The sequence below is a fragment of the Rhodovulum sp. MB263 genome, from assembly GCF_002073975.1.
GTDB lineage: Bacteria > Pseudomonadota > Alphaproteobacteria > Rhodobacterales > Rhodobacteraceae > Rhodovulum.
In genome coordinates, this window is sequence record NZ_CP020384.1 from 292,808 (window position 1) to 307,944 (window position 15,137).

The window sequence follows — 15,137 nt, forward strand, 5'->3', positions numbered from 1 at the left end:
TTCCGGATCGGCAAGCCGTCTCATGCCGCCACCTCGATTTCCGAGATATGCCGAAGGAACGCGGTCTGATCGCGCGGCGCCATCGCCTCGAAGGAGGCCAGCGCGAAGGCTTTCAGCTCGGCCCGATTGGCGAGCGAGGCCCAGAACCGGGCTTCCTCCATCCCGCGCAGGAACGGAGGCATGGGCGCCCCGGCCGCGCGCAGCACCGTGGCCGCCGTCATTTCGGCCTGCTCGGGCTCCAGCGACCGCAACGCCGCATAGGCCAGCGAGGCCCGCTCGCGCGCCGTGAGCCTTGCGGCCCATACTGCCGAAGCCGCTGCCCAGGCGTCGAAGTCTTCCAGCGTCAGCGCCGCCGCCAGCATCCGAGAGGCGCGGTCGTGCGCGTCAGAGGCGTATTTCAGCGTTGCCGAGACACCGGCTTTCAAGCTAGAATGGCAGGGAAGTCGGAAGCCTTCACATGCATTTTCAGCGCCGTTGCGGGGACCATCCGCAGCGGCGTTTTCTTTGGCGCTGTCTCGGGACGGATGGGGAACAAACTGCACCGAATTTGCACGTGCAATCGGCATCCGTTCACGCATCGTTCCGCTGCAAGCCGTAAGAATCTGAATGGCAGACCCTTTTGATACTTGCTGTTTTTTCTGGGGAAGCGTATGTCCGGCGGTGGGACACCCCTCCCCAACGAGGGGCGAATATCTGGAAGGATACCAGCGATGGTCACCGCTACCCCGGCAACGCGCCCGGTCAATCCGCGTTTTTCCTCTGGCCCCTGTGCCAAACTCCCCGATTTCTCTCTCGACATGCTCGCCGATGCCGCGCTCGGCCGCTCGCACCGTGCCGACATCGGCAAGGCCAAGCTGAAGGCCGCCATCGAGACCACGCGAGAGATCCTCGGCGTGCCCGCCGATTACCGGATCGGCATCGTGCCTGCCTCGGATACCGGCGCCGTCGAGATGGTGATGTGGTCGATGCTGGGCGCCCGCGGCGTCGAGATGCTGGCCTGGGAAAGCTTCGGCTCCGGCTGGGTCACCGATGTGGTCAAGCAGCTCAAGCTCGACGCCACCGTGCGCGAGGCGCCCTATGGTGAGATCGTCGATTTCACGCAGGTCGATTTCGACAAGGACGTGGTCTTCACCTGGAACGGCACCACCTCGGGCGTGCGCGTGGCCGATGGCGATGCGATCCCGGCGGAGCGCGCGGGTCTCACGATCTGCGACGCCACCTCGGCCGCCTTCGCGATGGATCTGCCCTGGGACAAGCTCGATGTCGTGACCTTCTCCTGGCAGAAGGTGATGGGCGGCGAGGGCGCGCACGGGATGCTGATCCTCGGCCCCCGCGCCGTGGAGCGGCTGGAAAGCTACAGCCCCGCCTGGCCGCTGCCCAAGATCTTCCGCATGACCAAGGGCGGCAAGCTGAACGAGGGCATCTTCGTCGGCGAGACGATCAACACCCCCTCGATGCTGGCGGTCGAGGATTACCTCGTCGCGCTCGACTGGGCGAAGTCGATCGGCGGTCTGCCGAAGCTGATCGAACGCTCGACCGCGAACTTCAAGGCGGTGCAGGATTTCGTCGACACGAAGCCCTGGATCGAGAACCTTGCATCTGACCCCGCGACCCGCTCGAACACCAGCGTCTGCCTGAAATTCACCGACGCGCGGATCAGGGACGGTGCTGCCTTTGCCAAGGCCATCGTCAAGCGGCTGGACAAGGAAGGCGTGGCCTTCGACATCGGGTCCTATCGCGACGCGCCTGCGGGTCTGCGGATCTGGTGCGGTGCCACTGTCGAGACGGCGGATGTCGCGGCGCTGATGCCCTGGATCGAATGGGCCTTCGAGGCCGAGATCGAGGCGCAGACCGCCGCCGCCTGACGCGAATTTTCGTCGAAAATTCGAGGCCGGGCGAGACGCGCCCGGCCCTTCCCCCATTCCCACGAGGAGTGCCCGAGATGGCCCCCAAGGTTCTCGTTTCCGACAAGCTTTCCGAAACCGCCGTCCAGATCTTCCGCGACCGCGGCATCGAGGTCGACTTCCAGCCCGATCTCGGCAAGGATAAGGACAAGCTGCTCGAGGTGATCGGCCAGTATGACGGCCTCGCCATCCGCTCTGCCACCAAGGTGACCGAGAAGATCCTCGAAGCCGCCACCAATCTCAAGGTGGTCGGCCGTGCCGGCATCGGCGTCGACAATGTCGACATCCCGGCCGCCTCGAAGAAGGGCGTGATCGTGATGAACACGCCTTTCGGCAACTCGATCACCACGGCCGAACATGCCATCTCTATGATGATGGCCGTCGCCCGGCAGATCCCCGAGGCCAATGCCTCGACCCATGCCGGCAAATGGGAGAAATCCCGCTTCATGGGCGTCGAGCTCACCGGCAAGACGCTCGGCCTGATCGGCTGCGGCAATATCGGCTCGATCGTGGCCGACCGCGCCGTCGGCCTGAAGATGAAGGTTCTGGCCTATGACCCCTTCCTGTCGGAAGAGCGCGCCGACAAGCTGGGCGTGACTAAGGTCGAGCTGGAGGACCTGTTGCCGAAGGCCGATTTCATCACGCTGCACGTGCCGATGACCGAGAAGACGGCCAACATCCTCTCGGCCGAGAACCTCGGCAAGACCAAGAAGGGCGTGCGCATCGTCAACTGTGCCCGCGGCGGTCTCGTCGACGAGACGGCGCTGGCCGAGCTGCTGCAATCGGGTCATGTCGCGGGCGCGGCCTTCGACGTCTTCGCCGTGGAGCCGGCCAAGGACAACGTGCTGTTCAACCTGCCCAACGTGGTCTGCACCCCGCATCTGGGCGCCTCGACCACCGAGGCCCAGGAAAACGTGGCCCTGCAGGTCGCCGAGCAGATGTCCGACTATCTGCTGACCGGCGCGGTCACCAATGCGATCAACATGCCCTCGATCACCGCCGAAGAGGCGAAGGTCATGGGCCCCTGGATCAAGCTCGCGGGCCATATCGGCGCCTTCATCGGCCAGATGACCGACGAACCGGTCAAGGCGATCAACGTGCTCTATGACGGCTTCGCCGCCGAGATGAACACCGCCGCCCTGAATGCCGCCGCCATTGCCGGGGTGATGAAGCAGGCCAATCCGACCGTGAACATGGTCTCGGCCCCGATCGTCGCCAAGGAGCGTGGCATCGCGATCTCGACCACGACCCAGGGCAAGTCGGGCACCTTCGACGGCTATGTCAAGATGACCGTCGTCACCGCCAAGCGCGAACGTTCGATCGCCGGCACCGTGTTCTCGGACGGCAAGCCGCGCTTCATCCAGATCAAGGGCATCAATATCGATGCCGAGATCGGCGAGCACATGCTCTACACCACCAACCGCGACGTGCCGGGCATCATCGGTGCGCTGGGCGCGGCGATGGGCGCGCATGGGGTCAATATCGCGAACTTCACGCTCGGCCGCACCAAGGTCGGCGAGGATGCCATCGCGCTGATGTATCTCGACCAGCCGATGCCCGCCCATGTGGTCGAGGAGCTCGAGAAGACCGGCCTGTTCCAGCAGGTGCGCCCGCTGGAATTCGAGATCGGCTGACCCGCGCCGGATTGACAGTCCGGGGGCCTGCCGCAGACCCTGCGGCGGGCCCCTTGCCTTTTCAGGAGAGCTTTCATGTCACTCAGCTATGCCATCGGCGATATCCATGGCCAGCGGGCGCGGCTCGAGGCGGCGCATGCGCTGATCGCCGAGGACCGGGAGCGGGTCGGCGATGCCCGGGCGCCGGTGATCCATCTCGGCGATTATGTCGATCGCGGACCCGACAGCCGCGGCGTGCTCGATCTGCTGATCGAGGGCCGGGCCGCGGGGCGCCCCTGGATCTGCCTGCTGGGCAACCACGATCGCTGGATGCAGCATTTCCTGCGCCCCGGCTGCGAGCCCGAACCGGCGCGGCCCGATATGCTCTGGCTCGAGGATGCGGTCGGCGGGCGGGCGACGCTGGCCTCCTACGGTGTCGAGGCGGATCCGCATCGCGCGCTCGATGCGATCCATGCCGAGGCCCGGGCGGCGGTGCCCTCTGCGCATCTGGAGTTTCTCGCGGGGCTTCTGCCCTGCTTCCGCCATGGCGAGGCGTTCTTCTGCCATGCCGGCATCCGGCCCGGCGTGCCGCTCGAGGCACAGAACGTCACCGACCTGATCTGGATCCGTGGCGAGTTTCACCGCGATACCCGCGAGCATGGCGCATTGGTCGTGCATGGCCATACGCCGGTCGACCGGGTCACCCATTTCGGCAACCGGGTCAATCTCGATACCGGTGCGGGCTATGGCCGGCCGCTCTCTGTCGTGGCGATAGAGGGCCGCAAGGCGTATCTGCTGACCCCCGGCGGGCGGGTGGCCGTGCCGCCGGAGATGCCGCCCGAGGCGCGCTGCCAGGCCGGGTGAGGCCCGGCGGCCCGCCCTTGGGAAAACCGAGCCGGGGCAAGCCGGTTCCGGGAAAACCCGCTCCCCCTGCCGGGACGGATCGGCTAAGACCGGCGCCATGACCCAGATCGACCCTTCCACCCTGCACGATCCCGGCGGCAAGACCCGCTGGTCGTTGCCCCCGGGCATGCGCGGCAGCGCCGTCTTTTCGCCCTGCGGGCGCTACCGGACCCGGCTCGAGCGCGACTGGACGGCGGCGGGCCAGACCCCCCGCACCATCCTGTTCTGCGGCATGAACCCCTCGACCGCCGATGCGCTGGTGCAGGACAATACCTGCGCCAAGGAGACAAGGCGCGCCGCGGCGCTGGGCTTCACCCGCTATCTCAAGGGCAATGTGCTGGATTATCGCGTCACCAACCCGAAGGACCTGCCGAAGGACCCGGGCCTTGCCTGCAGCGCCGAGAACCTGCCCGCGATCCTGTCCATGGCCCGCGAGGCCGAGCTGGTGGTGATGGCTTATGGCCGGCTTCACAAGCGCTATGCCGGGGTGGTCGGGGGCATCATCGCCGCGCTGCGCGAGACCGGAAAGCCGCTTTACTGCTTCGGTCTCAATCAGGACGGCTCGGCCAAGCACCCGCTTTACCTGCGCAACGACGCGCCGCTTCTGCCGTTCTGAGCCTCAGCGCGCCAGCGACAGCACCCGGCCGAAGGGCGCCCCCGAGGGCGGGGGCTCGCCCGGTACCGCCCAGATCACCGGCAGCCGCCGGGGCGGGGGCGGCCCGAACGGGCCCATCAGGTCGGTCAGCATCACCACCGCCGACGGGCCGAGCGCCAGTGCCTCTTCCATGACCTGGATGAAGGAGGTGCCGCCCGCGCGCGAGAACAGCACATCGGTGATCCGCCCCTCCCAGATGCCGCCGCCCATGACATGGCGGCCATGGACCCTGGTGTCGAAGACCAGCACATGGGTCTCGGCGCCGCTGCGCTTGGAAATCGCCGCCACCTCGGCCGCGAACTTGGCCAGCAGCACCGGCTCGACCGAACCAGAGCTGTCGATGCCGACCACGATCCGCGGGATCTCGCGGGCGCGGGACCAGGCGAATTCGAAGGCGGGTTCGGGGGCGCCGGTCGCGCGGGCATCGCTGTCGCGGGCGATCCAGCGCCGGGCCGGGCGGGTGGTCTGCGGCGCCGGCCGGATCATCACGGCGCGGCTGACCAGCGCCCGCAGATGCCGCTCCCAGGGGGTGTGGACCTCGGGCAGATCGGCCAGACGGTGGCCGAGCATGCCGAGCCCGAAGCCCGCGACCCGCCCGGCCTCCATCGCCCGGGCCACGCGCTGGCGCCATTCAGCCTCTTCCTCGCTGCCCCCGCCCTGATCGCCCTCGTCGCCCGCGGTCTCGATATCGGGGGCAAAGCCCTGCTGCCGGGCATAGTCGCGCGCCGCCTCGGCCACCGCGCCGCCGGGCCGGGGGCGGCTGTCTCCGGCCGTGCCCCGGCCCTTGCCCTCGGCTTCGCCCGCGCCCCGGCCGGTGTCGCCCGGCGGCGACCGGTCGACAAGGCGCAGACGGCTGCGCGGCGGCGGCGCCTCGGCCTCGAAGAGCCGCAGATAAAGCCGTTCGGCATCGTAGCGCGTCACCGCCTCTTCGCCGCCCATCTCCTCGCGGGCGGCGGTCTTCAGCAGCCCGGTCAGTCTGACCGCCGGGCGCGGCAGGATAAAGCCGGTCAGCATCAGCGTCTCGTTGACGATGGAATCGGTCGCGAGGTTGAACAGCTCGGCATCGAAGCGGTCGCCGAACCGCGCCTGCATGGCCTGCGACCGGGCGGCATGACGGAAGGCGACATGCAGGATGTGATGGGCCGCGAGCCCGATCTGCTCGGGCAGGCTCAGCGCCTCGAAGCCGGGCCCATAGCGGATCGCCTGGCCGTCGGTCCAGGCCGCGTCGGCGCGCGCGTCGCTGTCGCGATGGCTGCACCACAGCGCCAGCGCGGCGAAGGCCGGGTCCTGCTCGGCCAGCTTCTGCAGCGCGCGGGTGGCGCGGCGGGAATGGCCCGATGGCTCCATCTCAGAGCCCCGCCGCCTTCCGCTCGGCGGCATAGGCGCGATAGGCCTCGTTGCCGAGGAAATGCTCGCCCAGCCCGATCTCGAGCCCCTTCCGGATCAGCCCCTCGAAGCCATAGGTGCAAAGCTCGCCCAGAGGCATCCGCGCGAAGGCCTCGTCGGGGCGGTGGCGGGCCAGGTTCCGGATCTCGGCCATGCAGTCGATCACTTGCTGGACATTGCGCGCATCGAGCACCCCGATCAGCCCGTAGATCAGCGCGTTCAGCCCGTGCATCGAGGCCGGATAGAGCGCGATCCGCGCCTTGCGGTCGGCCTCGAGCATCTCCTGCACCTGCACCGTCGCCGCGATGTCATCGGCGATCAGCGCGAATTCGGCCGCGACCGCCTCGCCGACCGTGCCCGCGATCAGCACGTTGCGCAGCCGCCGCTCGGCGACGGCGCCCATGATCTGGCTCACCCGTTCCCAGCTGCGGGGCGTGGTGGCGATCAGATGGCCCTCGGCCACCGCGCGCTCGGTGGTGTCCAGAAGGTCGGGCCTTGTCTTGATGAAGGCCACGACACTGGCATCGAGCCCCCTCGGCACCGCGTAGTTGTCAAGCCAGTCGCCGGCGGCGGCCTGCACATGCAGATGGATCAGCCGGTCGGAGAGCGCGGTGTTCATCTGATAGGCGATGGCGCCATCCTCGACGGTATTGCCGGCCGCCACGATGAACACGGTCCCGGGCAGCACATGCCGCCCGACCCGGCGTTCCTGCAACAGCCCGTAGACCGTGGGCTGCAGCATCGGCGAGGCCGCGGTCAACTCGTCGAGAAACAGGATCGAGGGCTCGGCCGGGTCGTCGGGCAGGTCCTCGGGACGATACCAGCGGGTCTTGCGGGTCTCGTGGTCGTAATAGGGCAGGCCGCGCAGGTCCTGCGGCTCGATGGTGGTCAGCCGCAGATCGAAGAGCCGGGCGCCGATCTCGCGCGCGAGCTGCTCGACCACCTGGGTCTTGCCCACGCCGGGCCGCCCGTGCAGCATGTAGGAGGCCGTGATATGCCCGGCCTTCTGCGCCTCCCATCCGGCACGCAGTACATCGAGTGCCTCGCCGGCCGGCACGGTCATCGCATTTACGCTCATACTGCCTCCTGTGTTGTCCCCGCCCTGTTCAACCTAGCGCGGCATGCGGCCGGATCACGTGGTGGGATCACGGGGCCTGATCATGGGGGCGGGGCATCGGGCCGGACCAATGGGCCTGCGGGCTCGGGGCACGGTGGCTCGGGGCACGGGGGCTCATCACGCGGTTGTGCGGCTTGCCGGGCCGGGCTCTGTGCCTATGTCACATCCAGGCGGGGGCCGGGTCGCTATGCGATCTGCAAGCGTTTTGCAAAGGATTGCCCGCATGTCCGAGTCCAAGTTCGAATCCCGCCCTCTGCCCGTGCCCGCAGGCCGCATTGCCCGGCTTGCCCGGTTCGGCGGGCTGGCCTCCAACCTGGCGGGAACGGCGGCGCTCAACGGCATGCAGCAGCTTGCGCAGGGGCATCGGCCGAAGGCGCGCGATCTGTTCCTGACACCCGCCAACATGCGCAAGGTCGCCGACCGGCTCGCGCATATGCGCGGGGCCGCGATGAAGGTCGGCCAGCTCGTCTCGATGGATGCCGGCGACATGCTGCCGCCCGAACTGGCCGAGATCATGGCCCGGCTTCGGGCCGATGCCCATTACATGCCGGGCGGCCAGCTCAAGCAGGTGCTCAATGCCAATTGGGGCGAGGGCTGGCTGAAACGCTTTGCCCGCTTCGACGTGCGCCCGGTCGCGGCGGCCTCGATCGGGCAGGTGCACCGGGCCCAGACCAAGGACGGTCGCGACCTGGCGATCAAGGTGCAATATCCCGGCGTGCGCCGCTCGATCGACAGCGATGTCGACAATGTGGCGGCGCTGCTGAGGCTGTCGGGGGCGATGCCGAAGGAGATGGACATCGCGCCGCTTCTGGACGAGGCCAAGCGGCAGCTGCATGAAGAGGCCGATTACGCGCGCGAGGGCCATTATCTGGGCCGTTTCGCCGACCTGCTGGCCGGGGCGCCCGATTTCGTGGTCCCGGGGCGGCACGGGGATCTGACCACCGAGAACGTGCTGGCGATGGATTTCGTCGAGGGCGTCGGCATCGAGACCCTGACCGACGCCCCGCAGGCCGAACGCGACCGGGTGATGGGGCTTCTGGTCTCGCTCCTGTTCCGCGAGCTGTTCGAGTTCCGGCTGATGCAGACCGATCCGAATTTCGCCAATTACCGCTATCAACCCGATACCGGCCGCGTGGTGCTGCTGGATTTCGGAGCGTCGCGCGAATTTCCGGCCGAGATGACCGAGGCCTTCCGGGGCCTGATGCGTGCGGGGCTTGCGGGCGACCGTGCCGCGATCCGGCAGGCGATCCTCGAGATCGGGTTCTTCGCCGAGGACACAGCGCCCCGCCACCAGCAGCTGATGATCGACATGTTCGAGATGTCGATGGAGCCGCTCAACCGTCCCGGCGCCTTCGATTTCGCCGAGAACGATGTCGCGCTCCGGATGCGGGATGCCGGGATGGCGCTGGGCCAGGACCGCGATTTCTGGCATGTGCCGCCGATGGATACGCTGTTCATGCAGCGCAAGTTCGGCGGCATGTATCTGCTGGCCAGCCGGCTTCGGGCGCGGATCGACCTGCGCGAGATCGTCGGCCGCTATCTCTAGCGGCCCGGCTCAGCCCTTGACGAAGACCCGGCTCGGGTGCAGCTCGCCCGCCTTGTAGATGCCGACCGCCACCGCCTCGCCATCGAGCGAGGCCCAGGCCTCGTCGCCATATTCCACATCCGAGGCCAGCACGATGCCGGGATTGCCGTTGCGCAGCTTGGTCGCGCCGTCGGGCGTGGTGCGCAGCTCGGGCAGATCGGCCAGACCCTCTTCGAGCGGGCGCAGATAGGCGTCGAGCTCGGGGCTGCGGGCCAGTTCCTCGACCAGATCGAAGCTGACGCCGTCCTCGACCTCGAACGGCCCGGCCCAGACCCGGCGCAGGCTGAGCACATGGCCATGGCAGCCCAGCGCCTGCCCCAGATCGCGGGCGATCGAACGCACATAGCCGCCCTTGCCGCAGATCATCTCGAGGACCGCGTGATCGGTATCGGGGCGCTCGACCATCTCGAGGCTCTCGACATAAAGCGGGCGGGCCGCGATCTCGACCTCCTCGCCCGCGCGGGCCAGCGCATAGGCGCGCTCGCCGTCGATCTTGACCGCCGAGAATTGCGGCGGCACCTGCTCGATATCGCCGACGAAGGCGGGCAGGGCGGCATGGATCTCGTCATCCGAGGGCCGCCTTTCCGAGGTCGCGATCACCTCGCCCTCGGCATCGTCGGTATTGGTCGCCGCGCCGAAGCGCATGGTGAAGCGATAGGCTTTCAGCGCATCGGTGACGAAGGGCACGGTCTTCGTGGCCTCGCCCAGCGCCACCGCCAGAACCCCGGTCGCCGCCGGGTCGAGCGTGCCGGCATGGCCGGCCTTCTTCGCGTTGAAGGCCCAGCGGACCTTGTTGACGACGGCGGTCGAGGTCAGGCCGGCGGGCTTGTCCACCACCAGCCAGCCCGAAATGTCGCGTCCCTTGCGGCTGCGTCCCATATGCCTTGGCTCCTGCGATGCGGTCCGAACGACCCGGATGCTTGTACGAGGTCCGCCTGCTAGCGAAGCCGGGGCGTTCCGTCAATGCGGGGCAGGGGCCGGGCGGGTTGGCCGGCGGGTGTCGGGGGGCAGGACGCGGCCTCATGAAACCCGAGCCATGAGGCGTGAACAGGCGACGAGGGTGGCGGCGAGCGCGTTTCGCCCCCCCGCGGCTTGTTCGGGAGAAGGGGCCGGATCGCCTGCCGGTCGACGCCGGTCAGATCATGATGTGACATGCTCACTTCCGTTTTCGGGAATGAAGCATCGACAGCCCGGTCAGGGAATCCCGTTTAGGAGGCAGAGCTTAGTCGGGGGCGGGCACGACCGTGCCCACGATCGGCCCCATCGGCAGCCCGGCATCGTTGCGGCCGAGATCCGGAGCATAGAGCTTCGACACCTTGCCGTCGAAATAAAGCGCGTTCGGGGTCTTCAGCACGTCGCGGAAGAGCCGGGCGAATTCGTGGAAGGTGACCGGCGCGTCGGAAATCGCGAAGTGAAGCCGCCCCCCGGCATCGACCCCGACGCCGTTGCGGATATGGCGCGACGAGCTGTCGGGCAGGAACCGCGGATGCAGTGCGCCGTCGATCACCAGCATCGGTCCGGATTGCGTCGCATAGCGGCAGTCGGGCGGGTCGGCCAGATAGGCGCGGGTCTCGATCACCTCGGCCCGGCCGTCTTCAAGGCACAGCACCCCGTTCGGCAGCATCCCGAAATTGCCCGGTCCTGCCGGGGCCACGGCGCGCATCTCCTGCCTGCCATCCTCGACATAAAGCCCGACGGGGCGGCGGTCGGCATGGTACATCCCGGCATTCATCGCGAAGGCCAGGGTCTCGCCCCCGGCCGCCAGCGCCTGGTTCACCCGGCCGAAGCTGCCATAGATCCCGCCCTGGCCGGTCCTGAGAAACAGCCGCAGCTCGTCGCGCGCCGGATCGGCGCTGCAGATGACATAGCCGCGGCCCTCATGGCTCTGGCGATGGCAGGAGGGCTCTGCCGCGGCGGGCAGGGGAAGAAGGACGGCCAGCAGGAGGAGGGCGGCCCTAATCCTCATCGCCGTCGGGGGCGGCGTCGGGGGCGGCGTCGGGGGTGGCGTCGGGGGCGGCCAGGTCGCGGCGCACGGTCTCGTCGGCCAGAAGCCGCCGGGTCTCGTCCATCCGGTCGAAGGTCTCGTCGAGGGTGAAGCGCAGCTCGGGCGTGAACTTGAGCTGGGTCTTCTTGCCGACGGCCCGGCGCAGCTCGCCGCGGTTGCGGCGCAGCGCGGCCAGCGCCTCCTCGGCATGATGCCCGCCCAGCGGCAGCACGAAGGCGGTCGCGATCTTCAGGTCGGGCGAGGCGCGGACCTCGCCCACGGTGATCGACATCGTGTTCAGCTCGGGGTCGTGCACGTCGCCGCGCGCCAGCACTTCCGAGAGGCTGCGGCGGATAAGCTCGCCGACGCGAAGCTGTCTTTGGGACGGGGCGGAGGATCTGGACATGGGCTGCATCTAGGCCACCTGACGGTCTTTGCCAAGCGGGGCTTTGCGCCCGCCTGTCCATGGGCTACATCGGGCCCAGTCGGGTCGAAGGAGAGAGTTATGACGGACAGCCTGCCGGGCATCGTGGTGATGGGCGCTTCGGGGCGCATGGGTCAGATGCTGATCGGGGCCGTGCTGCAAGGCGGCAAGGCCCGGCTCGCGGGCTGTGTCGAACGGCCCGGCCATCCCTGGATCGGCCGCGACGTGGGCGAGGCGATGGGGGGCGCGGCCGTGGGCGTGAAGGTCACCGACGATGCGCTGGCGGTGATCGCCGGGGCCCAGGCGGTGATCGACTTCACCACGCCGGAGGCCACGGTCGCGACCGCGACCCTTACCGCGCAGGCCCGTGCCGTGCATGTGATCGGCACCACCGGCCTTGCGCCCGAGCATCTGCAGAAGATCAAGGCCGCCGCCCGGCACGCGGTGATCGTGCGGGCCGGCAACATGAGCCTCGGCGTCAATCTGCTGATGCAGCTGACGCGCCGGGTCGCGGCCGCGCTCGACGACGATTTCGACATCGAGATCGTCGAGGCGCATCACCGCCACAAGGTCGACGCCCCCTCGGGCACCGCGCTGATGCTGGGCGAGGCGGCGGCGGAAGGCCGGCGGATCGTGCTGGACGAGGCCTCCGAGCGCGGCCGCGACGGCATCACCGGCGAACGGGCGAAGGGCGCGATCGGCTTCTCGGCCATTCGCGGCGGCGACATCGTCGGCGAGCATGACGTGATCTTCGCCGGTGAGGGCGAGCGGATCGTGCTGCGCCATGTCGCGACCGACCGCCGGATCTTCGCCCGCGGGGCACTGAAGGCCGCGCTCTGGGGGCAGGACCAGAAGCCCGGCGAATATGACATGCTCGACGTGCTGGGGCTTTAGGCCATGCCCGGTCCTAGGGAGGCATCTGCCGCTCTGCCCGGGACATCCGTTTCGACATCCTTTCGGCGGCTGGCAGTCCCCCGGGACAGGAGAGACGATTGAAAGCCCTGGTCATAATCGACATGCAGATGGAGATGCAGCATCGCATCGGGGCCGGCCGCGACTGCGTGAACGCCGATGCGCCCGAGCGGATCGCCGCGCTTGTCGCGGCCTTCCGCGGGAAAGGCCTGCCGGTCGTTCACATCCGCCACGTCGACGCCGACCCCGGATCGCCGCTTGCCGCCGAGGCCGGGGGATCTCGCCCGATGCCTTGCGCCGAGGCGCAGGGCGGCGAGCCGGTCTTCGTCAAGCGGACCTCATCGGCCTTCGCCTCGACCGATCTGGCGGCCTGGCTGCACGAGAACCGCATTTCGAAACTGGTCGTGACCGGAGCCGTGGCCGGTTTCTGCGTCGACAGCATGGTCCGGAACGGCGCCGATCTGGGCTTCGACATGACCGTCGTTCGCGATGCGGTCATCGGCTTCGACCTTCCCGGTTCCGGGCTCTCGGCCCGGGTGATCTTCGATGTCACGATGGCCCATCTCGAGGCCGATTTCGCAAGGCTGACCGACACGTCCGGCATTCTCGCGACGCTCGGCTGACCGGCTGGACTGTCTGACGGGCCGGACTGGCGGCGGGCCGCCAAAGGCCTGCCGAGCTTGGTGTTCCCCTGCCCGCCCGCTCCGAAAGCGGTGGGGGTGCCCTTCTTCTGCCGTTCGCCAGGACGGGTCGGGCCTTTTCTGTGGCTTCCTCCGCTCCCCGGCCTCGGCGCGGGTGCCGCCCGGCCAGGGGCGCGTTTCCGGCATCTGCGCGCCCCTCGTGCCGATGTTGCGTCGCTTTTGACGGGCAGAGGCCCCGCAGATATGACATGGCAGCGCTTGAGGCGTGATCGAGCCATGACAGGCAGGCCGTTTCGATCCTGCATCATCTGCACCGTCCCGCGCAGTGGAAGCACGCTGCTCTGCGGATTGCTTGCGGCGACAGGAGTGGCGGGAGACCCGGCTCGCATTTTCACGCGTCGTCGCTCGAGGGCTGGCTTAAGGATCATGACCTGAAACGGGCCGATTTCGCGTCCGACGGTGACACGGTTCGTGCCGTCTTCGAGGCTGCCCTGAGGCGGGGCACAGGCGACACCGGTATGTTCGGTTTGCGACTGCAGCGCGGCAGTTTCGACCACTTCATGCAGCAATTGAAACGGCTCGTGCCGGGCAACATGAGCGATGCGGAGCGGATCGAAGCGGCCTTCGGCCCAACCTTGTTCATCCATCTGTCCCGCCCCGACCGGCTGGATCAGGCAATCTCGCGCCTGCGGGCCGAACAGACCGGCCTGTGGCATCGCAATGCCGACGGCTCGGAACTGGAACGCCTCGCCCCTCCGCAGGAGGCGCGATACGATGCCGCCGCGATCAGGCGCCATATGGCCGCGCAGGAGGCACTCGATGCGGCCTGGGAAGGATGGTTCCGGCAGGAGGGGCTGAACCCCCTGCGCATCACCTATGACGCGCTGTCGACAGGCCCGCAACAGGTCCTGGCGCAGGTGCTGTCGGCGCTGGGCCTCGATCCGGCGCAAGCCCGGTCCGTCGTGTCGCCGACGGCAAAGCTTGCCGATGCCCTGAGCCGGGAGTGGCGTTGCCGGTTCGAGAGCGAGACCTGAAGACCGACGCCCGGCGACAGCGACGGGCGCGATGTTCCGGGGCCTCGGGCCCTCGCACCGTTTTCGGGGGCGTCCTCGCCCTGAGCGGGGCACAGGCCGCCCGAGGCCGATGGCCCGATCGCATTGCAATGCCGGAGCGGCCGGATGTTCATCGGCCGCGCTGGCCGTGGCGGTCGCCGAGACCCCCATTCGGGCAAGGCGAAGGGCATCACCGCCCCCGAGGCGCGACGCGGACCTGCCCCCGGATGTCCCGTCCCGACATACGCTTTGTTCAACCGGCCCCAGTCGGATAGAACCGCCAGAGCCCCTGCACGGGCCTGTCCTGGGCCATGTGCCGGTATCCTTGATGTGACGGAGTTGGAATGACAGGACTCGAGCGGATCGTACGGGCCTACCGCCACTGGCATCTCAGTGTCGCCGTGGCAGGGAATGTCCTGTTTCTGGTCGGCTCCGTTCTCTTCCTGCCGACGCTCTCGAACTGGGAAACCGTGGCGGTATGGATGTTCATCGTCGGATCGTTCCTGATGCTGATAGGTGCCTTCGGCGAAGTCGCGAAAGCCATCTACGAGAAACAGGAGCGCGACAGAATGTAGGCGGCACGGCCGCGAATGACGGCCCTGTCCCGCTTGCCGGGCCTGCCGAAAGGACGATGCGAGAGGCCGGAACCGGGATCGGATCCGTCGCCGCCCCTTCGCTTCCGAGCGGTCGGATCGGCTCTCGTCGCGCGGTCCGCGGCTCAGAAATCGATGGCGATGCCCTTCTTTTCCCAGTCGCCATAGCGGACCGGGTCGGGGCCGTCGCGGCCGCCCAGCTCGACGGGCCGGGCCGCCGCGGCGGCTTCGGCGGCCTTGCGGCGCTCCGCGGCCTCGGCCAGCGCGCGCCGGGCAGCGGGCGGCAGATCCTTGCGGGGGGTGTCTTCAGCGTCGTCGGACATCGGGCGCCTCCTTGCCGGTTGCGATCCGGTGATATACCGGGGGCG

At 68.4% G+C, this 15,137-nt stretch carries 15 protein-coding genes and 1 pseudogene; 9 read left to right on the forward strand and 7 right to left on the reverse strand.

Features of this window, described 5'->3' with window-relative positions; all coding sequences use genetic code 11:
- Nucleotides 1-20 precede the first annotated feature (20 nt).
- The gene (locus B5V46_RS19450; protein WP_155773883.1) at nucleotides 21-578 is read right to left on the reverse strand and encodes a hypothetical protein; all 558 of its coding nucleotides are present in this window, start codon (nucleotides 576-578) and stop codon (nucleotides 21-23) included.
- A 132-nt stretch (nucleotides 579-710) separates the two neighbouring features.
- Here B5V46_RS19450 and B5V46_RS01500 point away from each other — a divergent pair, with 132 nt between their 5' ends.
- From B5V46_RS01500 to B5V46_RS01515, 4 genes are all read left to right on the forward strand, one after another.
- Nucleotides 711-1,865 carry a phosphoserine transaminase gene (locus tag B5V46_RS01500; RefSeq protein WP_080614950.1) on the forward strand — a complete coding sequence of 385 codons (1,155 nt, stop codon included), beginning with the start codon at nucleotides 711-713 and terminating at the stop codon, nucleotides 1,863-1,865.
- Between the two features lie 77 nt (nucleotides 1,866-1,942).
- Entirely contained in the window at nucleotides 1,943-3,538 is a 1,596-nt protein-coding gene (gene serA / locus B5V46_RS01505; RefSeq protein WP_080614951.1) for a phosphoglycerate dehydrogenase, read from the forward strand.
- Between the two features lie 75 nt (nucleotides 3,539-3,613).
- On the forward strand, nucleotides 3,614-4,381 hold the full coding sequence (locus tag B5V46_RS01510) for a metallophosphoesterase (protein ID WP_080614952.1): 768 nt from the start codon (nucleotides 3,614-3,616) through the stop codon (nucleotides 4,379-4,381).
- Nucleotides 4,382-4,478: 97 nt separating this feature from the next.
- Nucleotides 4,479-5,036, forward strand: a complete 558-nt coding sequence (locus tag B5V46_RS01515; protein WP_080614953.1) for a DUF1643 domain-containing protein — start codon at nucleotides 4,479-4,481, stop codon at nucleotides 5,034-5,036.
- Nucleotides 5,037-5,039: 3 nt separating this feature from the next.
- On the opposite strand, the gene B5V46_RS01520 is transcribed toward B5V46_RS01515, so the two are convergent.
- Together B5V46_RS01520 and B5V46_RS01525 are read right to left on the reverse strand one after the other, a co-directional pair.
- On the reverse strand, nucleotides 5,040-6,422 hold the full coding sequence (locus tag B5V46_RS01520) for a VWA-like domain-containing protein (protein ID WP_080614954.1): 1,383 nt from the start codon (nucleotides 6,420-6,422) through the stop codon (nucleotides 5,040-5,042).
- Between the two features lies 1 nt (nucleotide 6,423).
- A complete protein-coding gene (locus B5V46_RS01525; protein ID WP_080614955.1) occupies nucleotides 6,424-7,539 on the reverse strand; it encodes a MoxR family ATPase in 1,116 nt (371 codons plus the stop codon).
- Nucleotides 7,540-7,801: 262 nt separating this feature from the next.
- Here B5V46_RS01525 and B5V46_RS01530 point away from each other — a divergent pair, with 262 nt between their 5' ends.
- Nucleotides 7,802-9,124, forward strand: a complete 1,323-nt coding sequence (locus B5V46_RS01530) for an AarF/ABC1/UbiB kinase family protein (protein WP_080614956.1) — start codon at nucleotides 7,802-7,804, stop codon at nucleotides 9,122-9,124.
- A 9-nt stretch (nucleotides 9,125-9,133) separates the two neighbouring features.
- On the opposite strand, the gene truB is transcribed toward B5V46_RS01530, so the two are convergent.
- The 3 genes from truB to rbfA all read right to left on the reverse strand — a co-directional run bounded on the left by truB (nucleotide 9,134) and on the right by rbfA (nucleotide 11,562).
- Entirely contained in the window at nucleotides 9,134-10,042 is a 909-nt protein-coding gene (gene truB / locus B5V46_RS01535; protein WP_080614957.1) for a tRNA pseudouridine(55) synthase TruB, read from the reverse strand.
- Nucleotides 10,043-10,385: 343 nt separating this feature from the next.
- Nucleotides 10,386-11,129 carry a phosphodiester glycosidase family protein gene (locus B5V46_RS01540; RefSeq protein WP_080614958.1) on the reverse strand — a complete coding sequence of 248 codons (744 nt, stop codon included), beginning with the start codon at nucleotides 11,127-11,129 and terminating at the stop codon, nucleotides 10,386-10,388.
- Nucleotides 11,119-11,562 (reverse strand): 30S ribosome-binding factor RbfA, encoded by a 444-nt coding sequence (rbfA, locus tag B5V46_RS01545; protein WP_155773884.1) that lies wholly within the window; start codon nucleotides 11,560-11,562, stop codon nucleotides 11,119-11,121. The genes B5V46_RS01540 and rbfA overlap by 11 nt, the downstream gene beginning before the upstream one ends.
- A gap of 90 nt (nucleotides 11,563-11,652) precedes the next feature.
- Between rbfA and dapB the strand changes: the two genes are divergently transcribed.
- From dapB to B5V46_RS01565, 4 genes and pseudogenes are all read left to right on the forward strand, one after another.
- A complete protein-coding gene (gene dapB / locus B5V46_RS01550) occupies nucleotides 11,653-12,465 on the forward strand; it encodes a 4-hydroxy-tetrahydrodipicolinate reductase (protein ID WP_080614959.1) in 813 nt (270 codons plus the stop codon).
- A gap of 98 nt (nucleotides 12,466-12,563) precedes the next feature.
- Entirely contained in the window at nucleotides 12,564-13,106 is a 543-nt protein-coding gene (locus tag B5V46_RS01555; RefSeq protein ID WP_231119191.1) for an isochorismatase family protein, read from the forward strand.
- A gap of 294 nt (nucleotides 13,107-13,400) precedes the next feature.
- A pseudogene (locus tag B5V46_RS01560) lies at nucleotides 13,401-14,158 on the forward strand (Stf0 family sulfotransferase).
- Nucleotides 14,159-14,520: 362 nt separating this feature from the next.
- Nucleotides 14,521-14,751 (forward strand): YrhK family protein, encoded by a 231-nt coding sequence (locus B5V46_RS01565; RefSeq protein WP_080614960.1) that lies wholly within the window; start codon nucleotides 14,521-14,523, stop codon nucleotides 14,749-14,751.
- Between the two features lie 143 nt (nucleotides 14,752-14,894).
- Here B5V46_RS01565 and B5V46_RS01570 read toward each other — a convergent pair whose 3' ends face one another.
- Complete coding sequence (locus B5V46_RS01570; RefSeq protein WP_080614961.1) at nucleotides 14,895-15,092, reverse strand: DUF1674 domain-containing protein; 198 nt, start codon at nucleotides 15,090-15,092, stop codon at nucleotides 14,895-14,897.
- Nucleotides 15,093-15,137 lie beyond the last annotated feature (45 nt).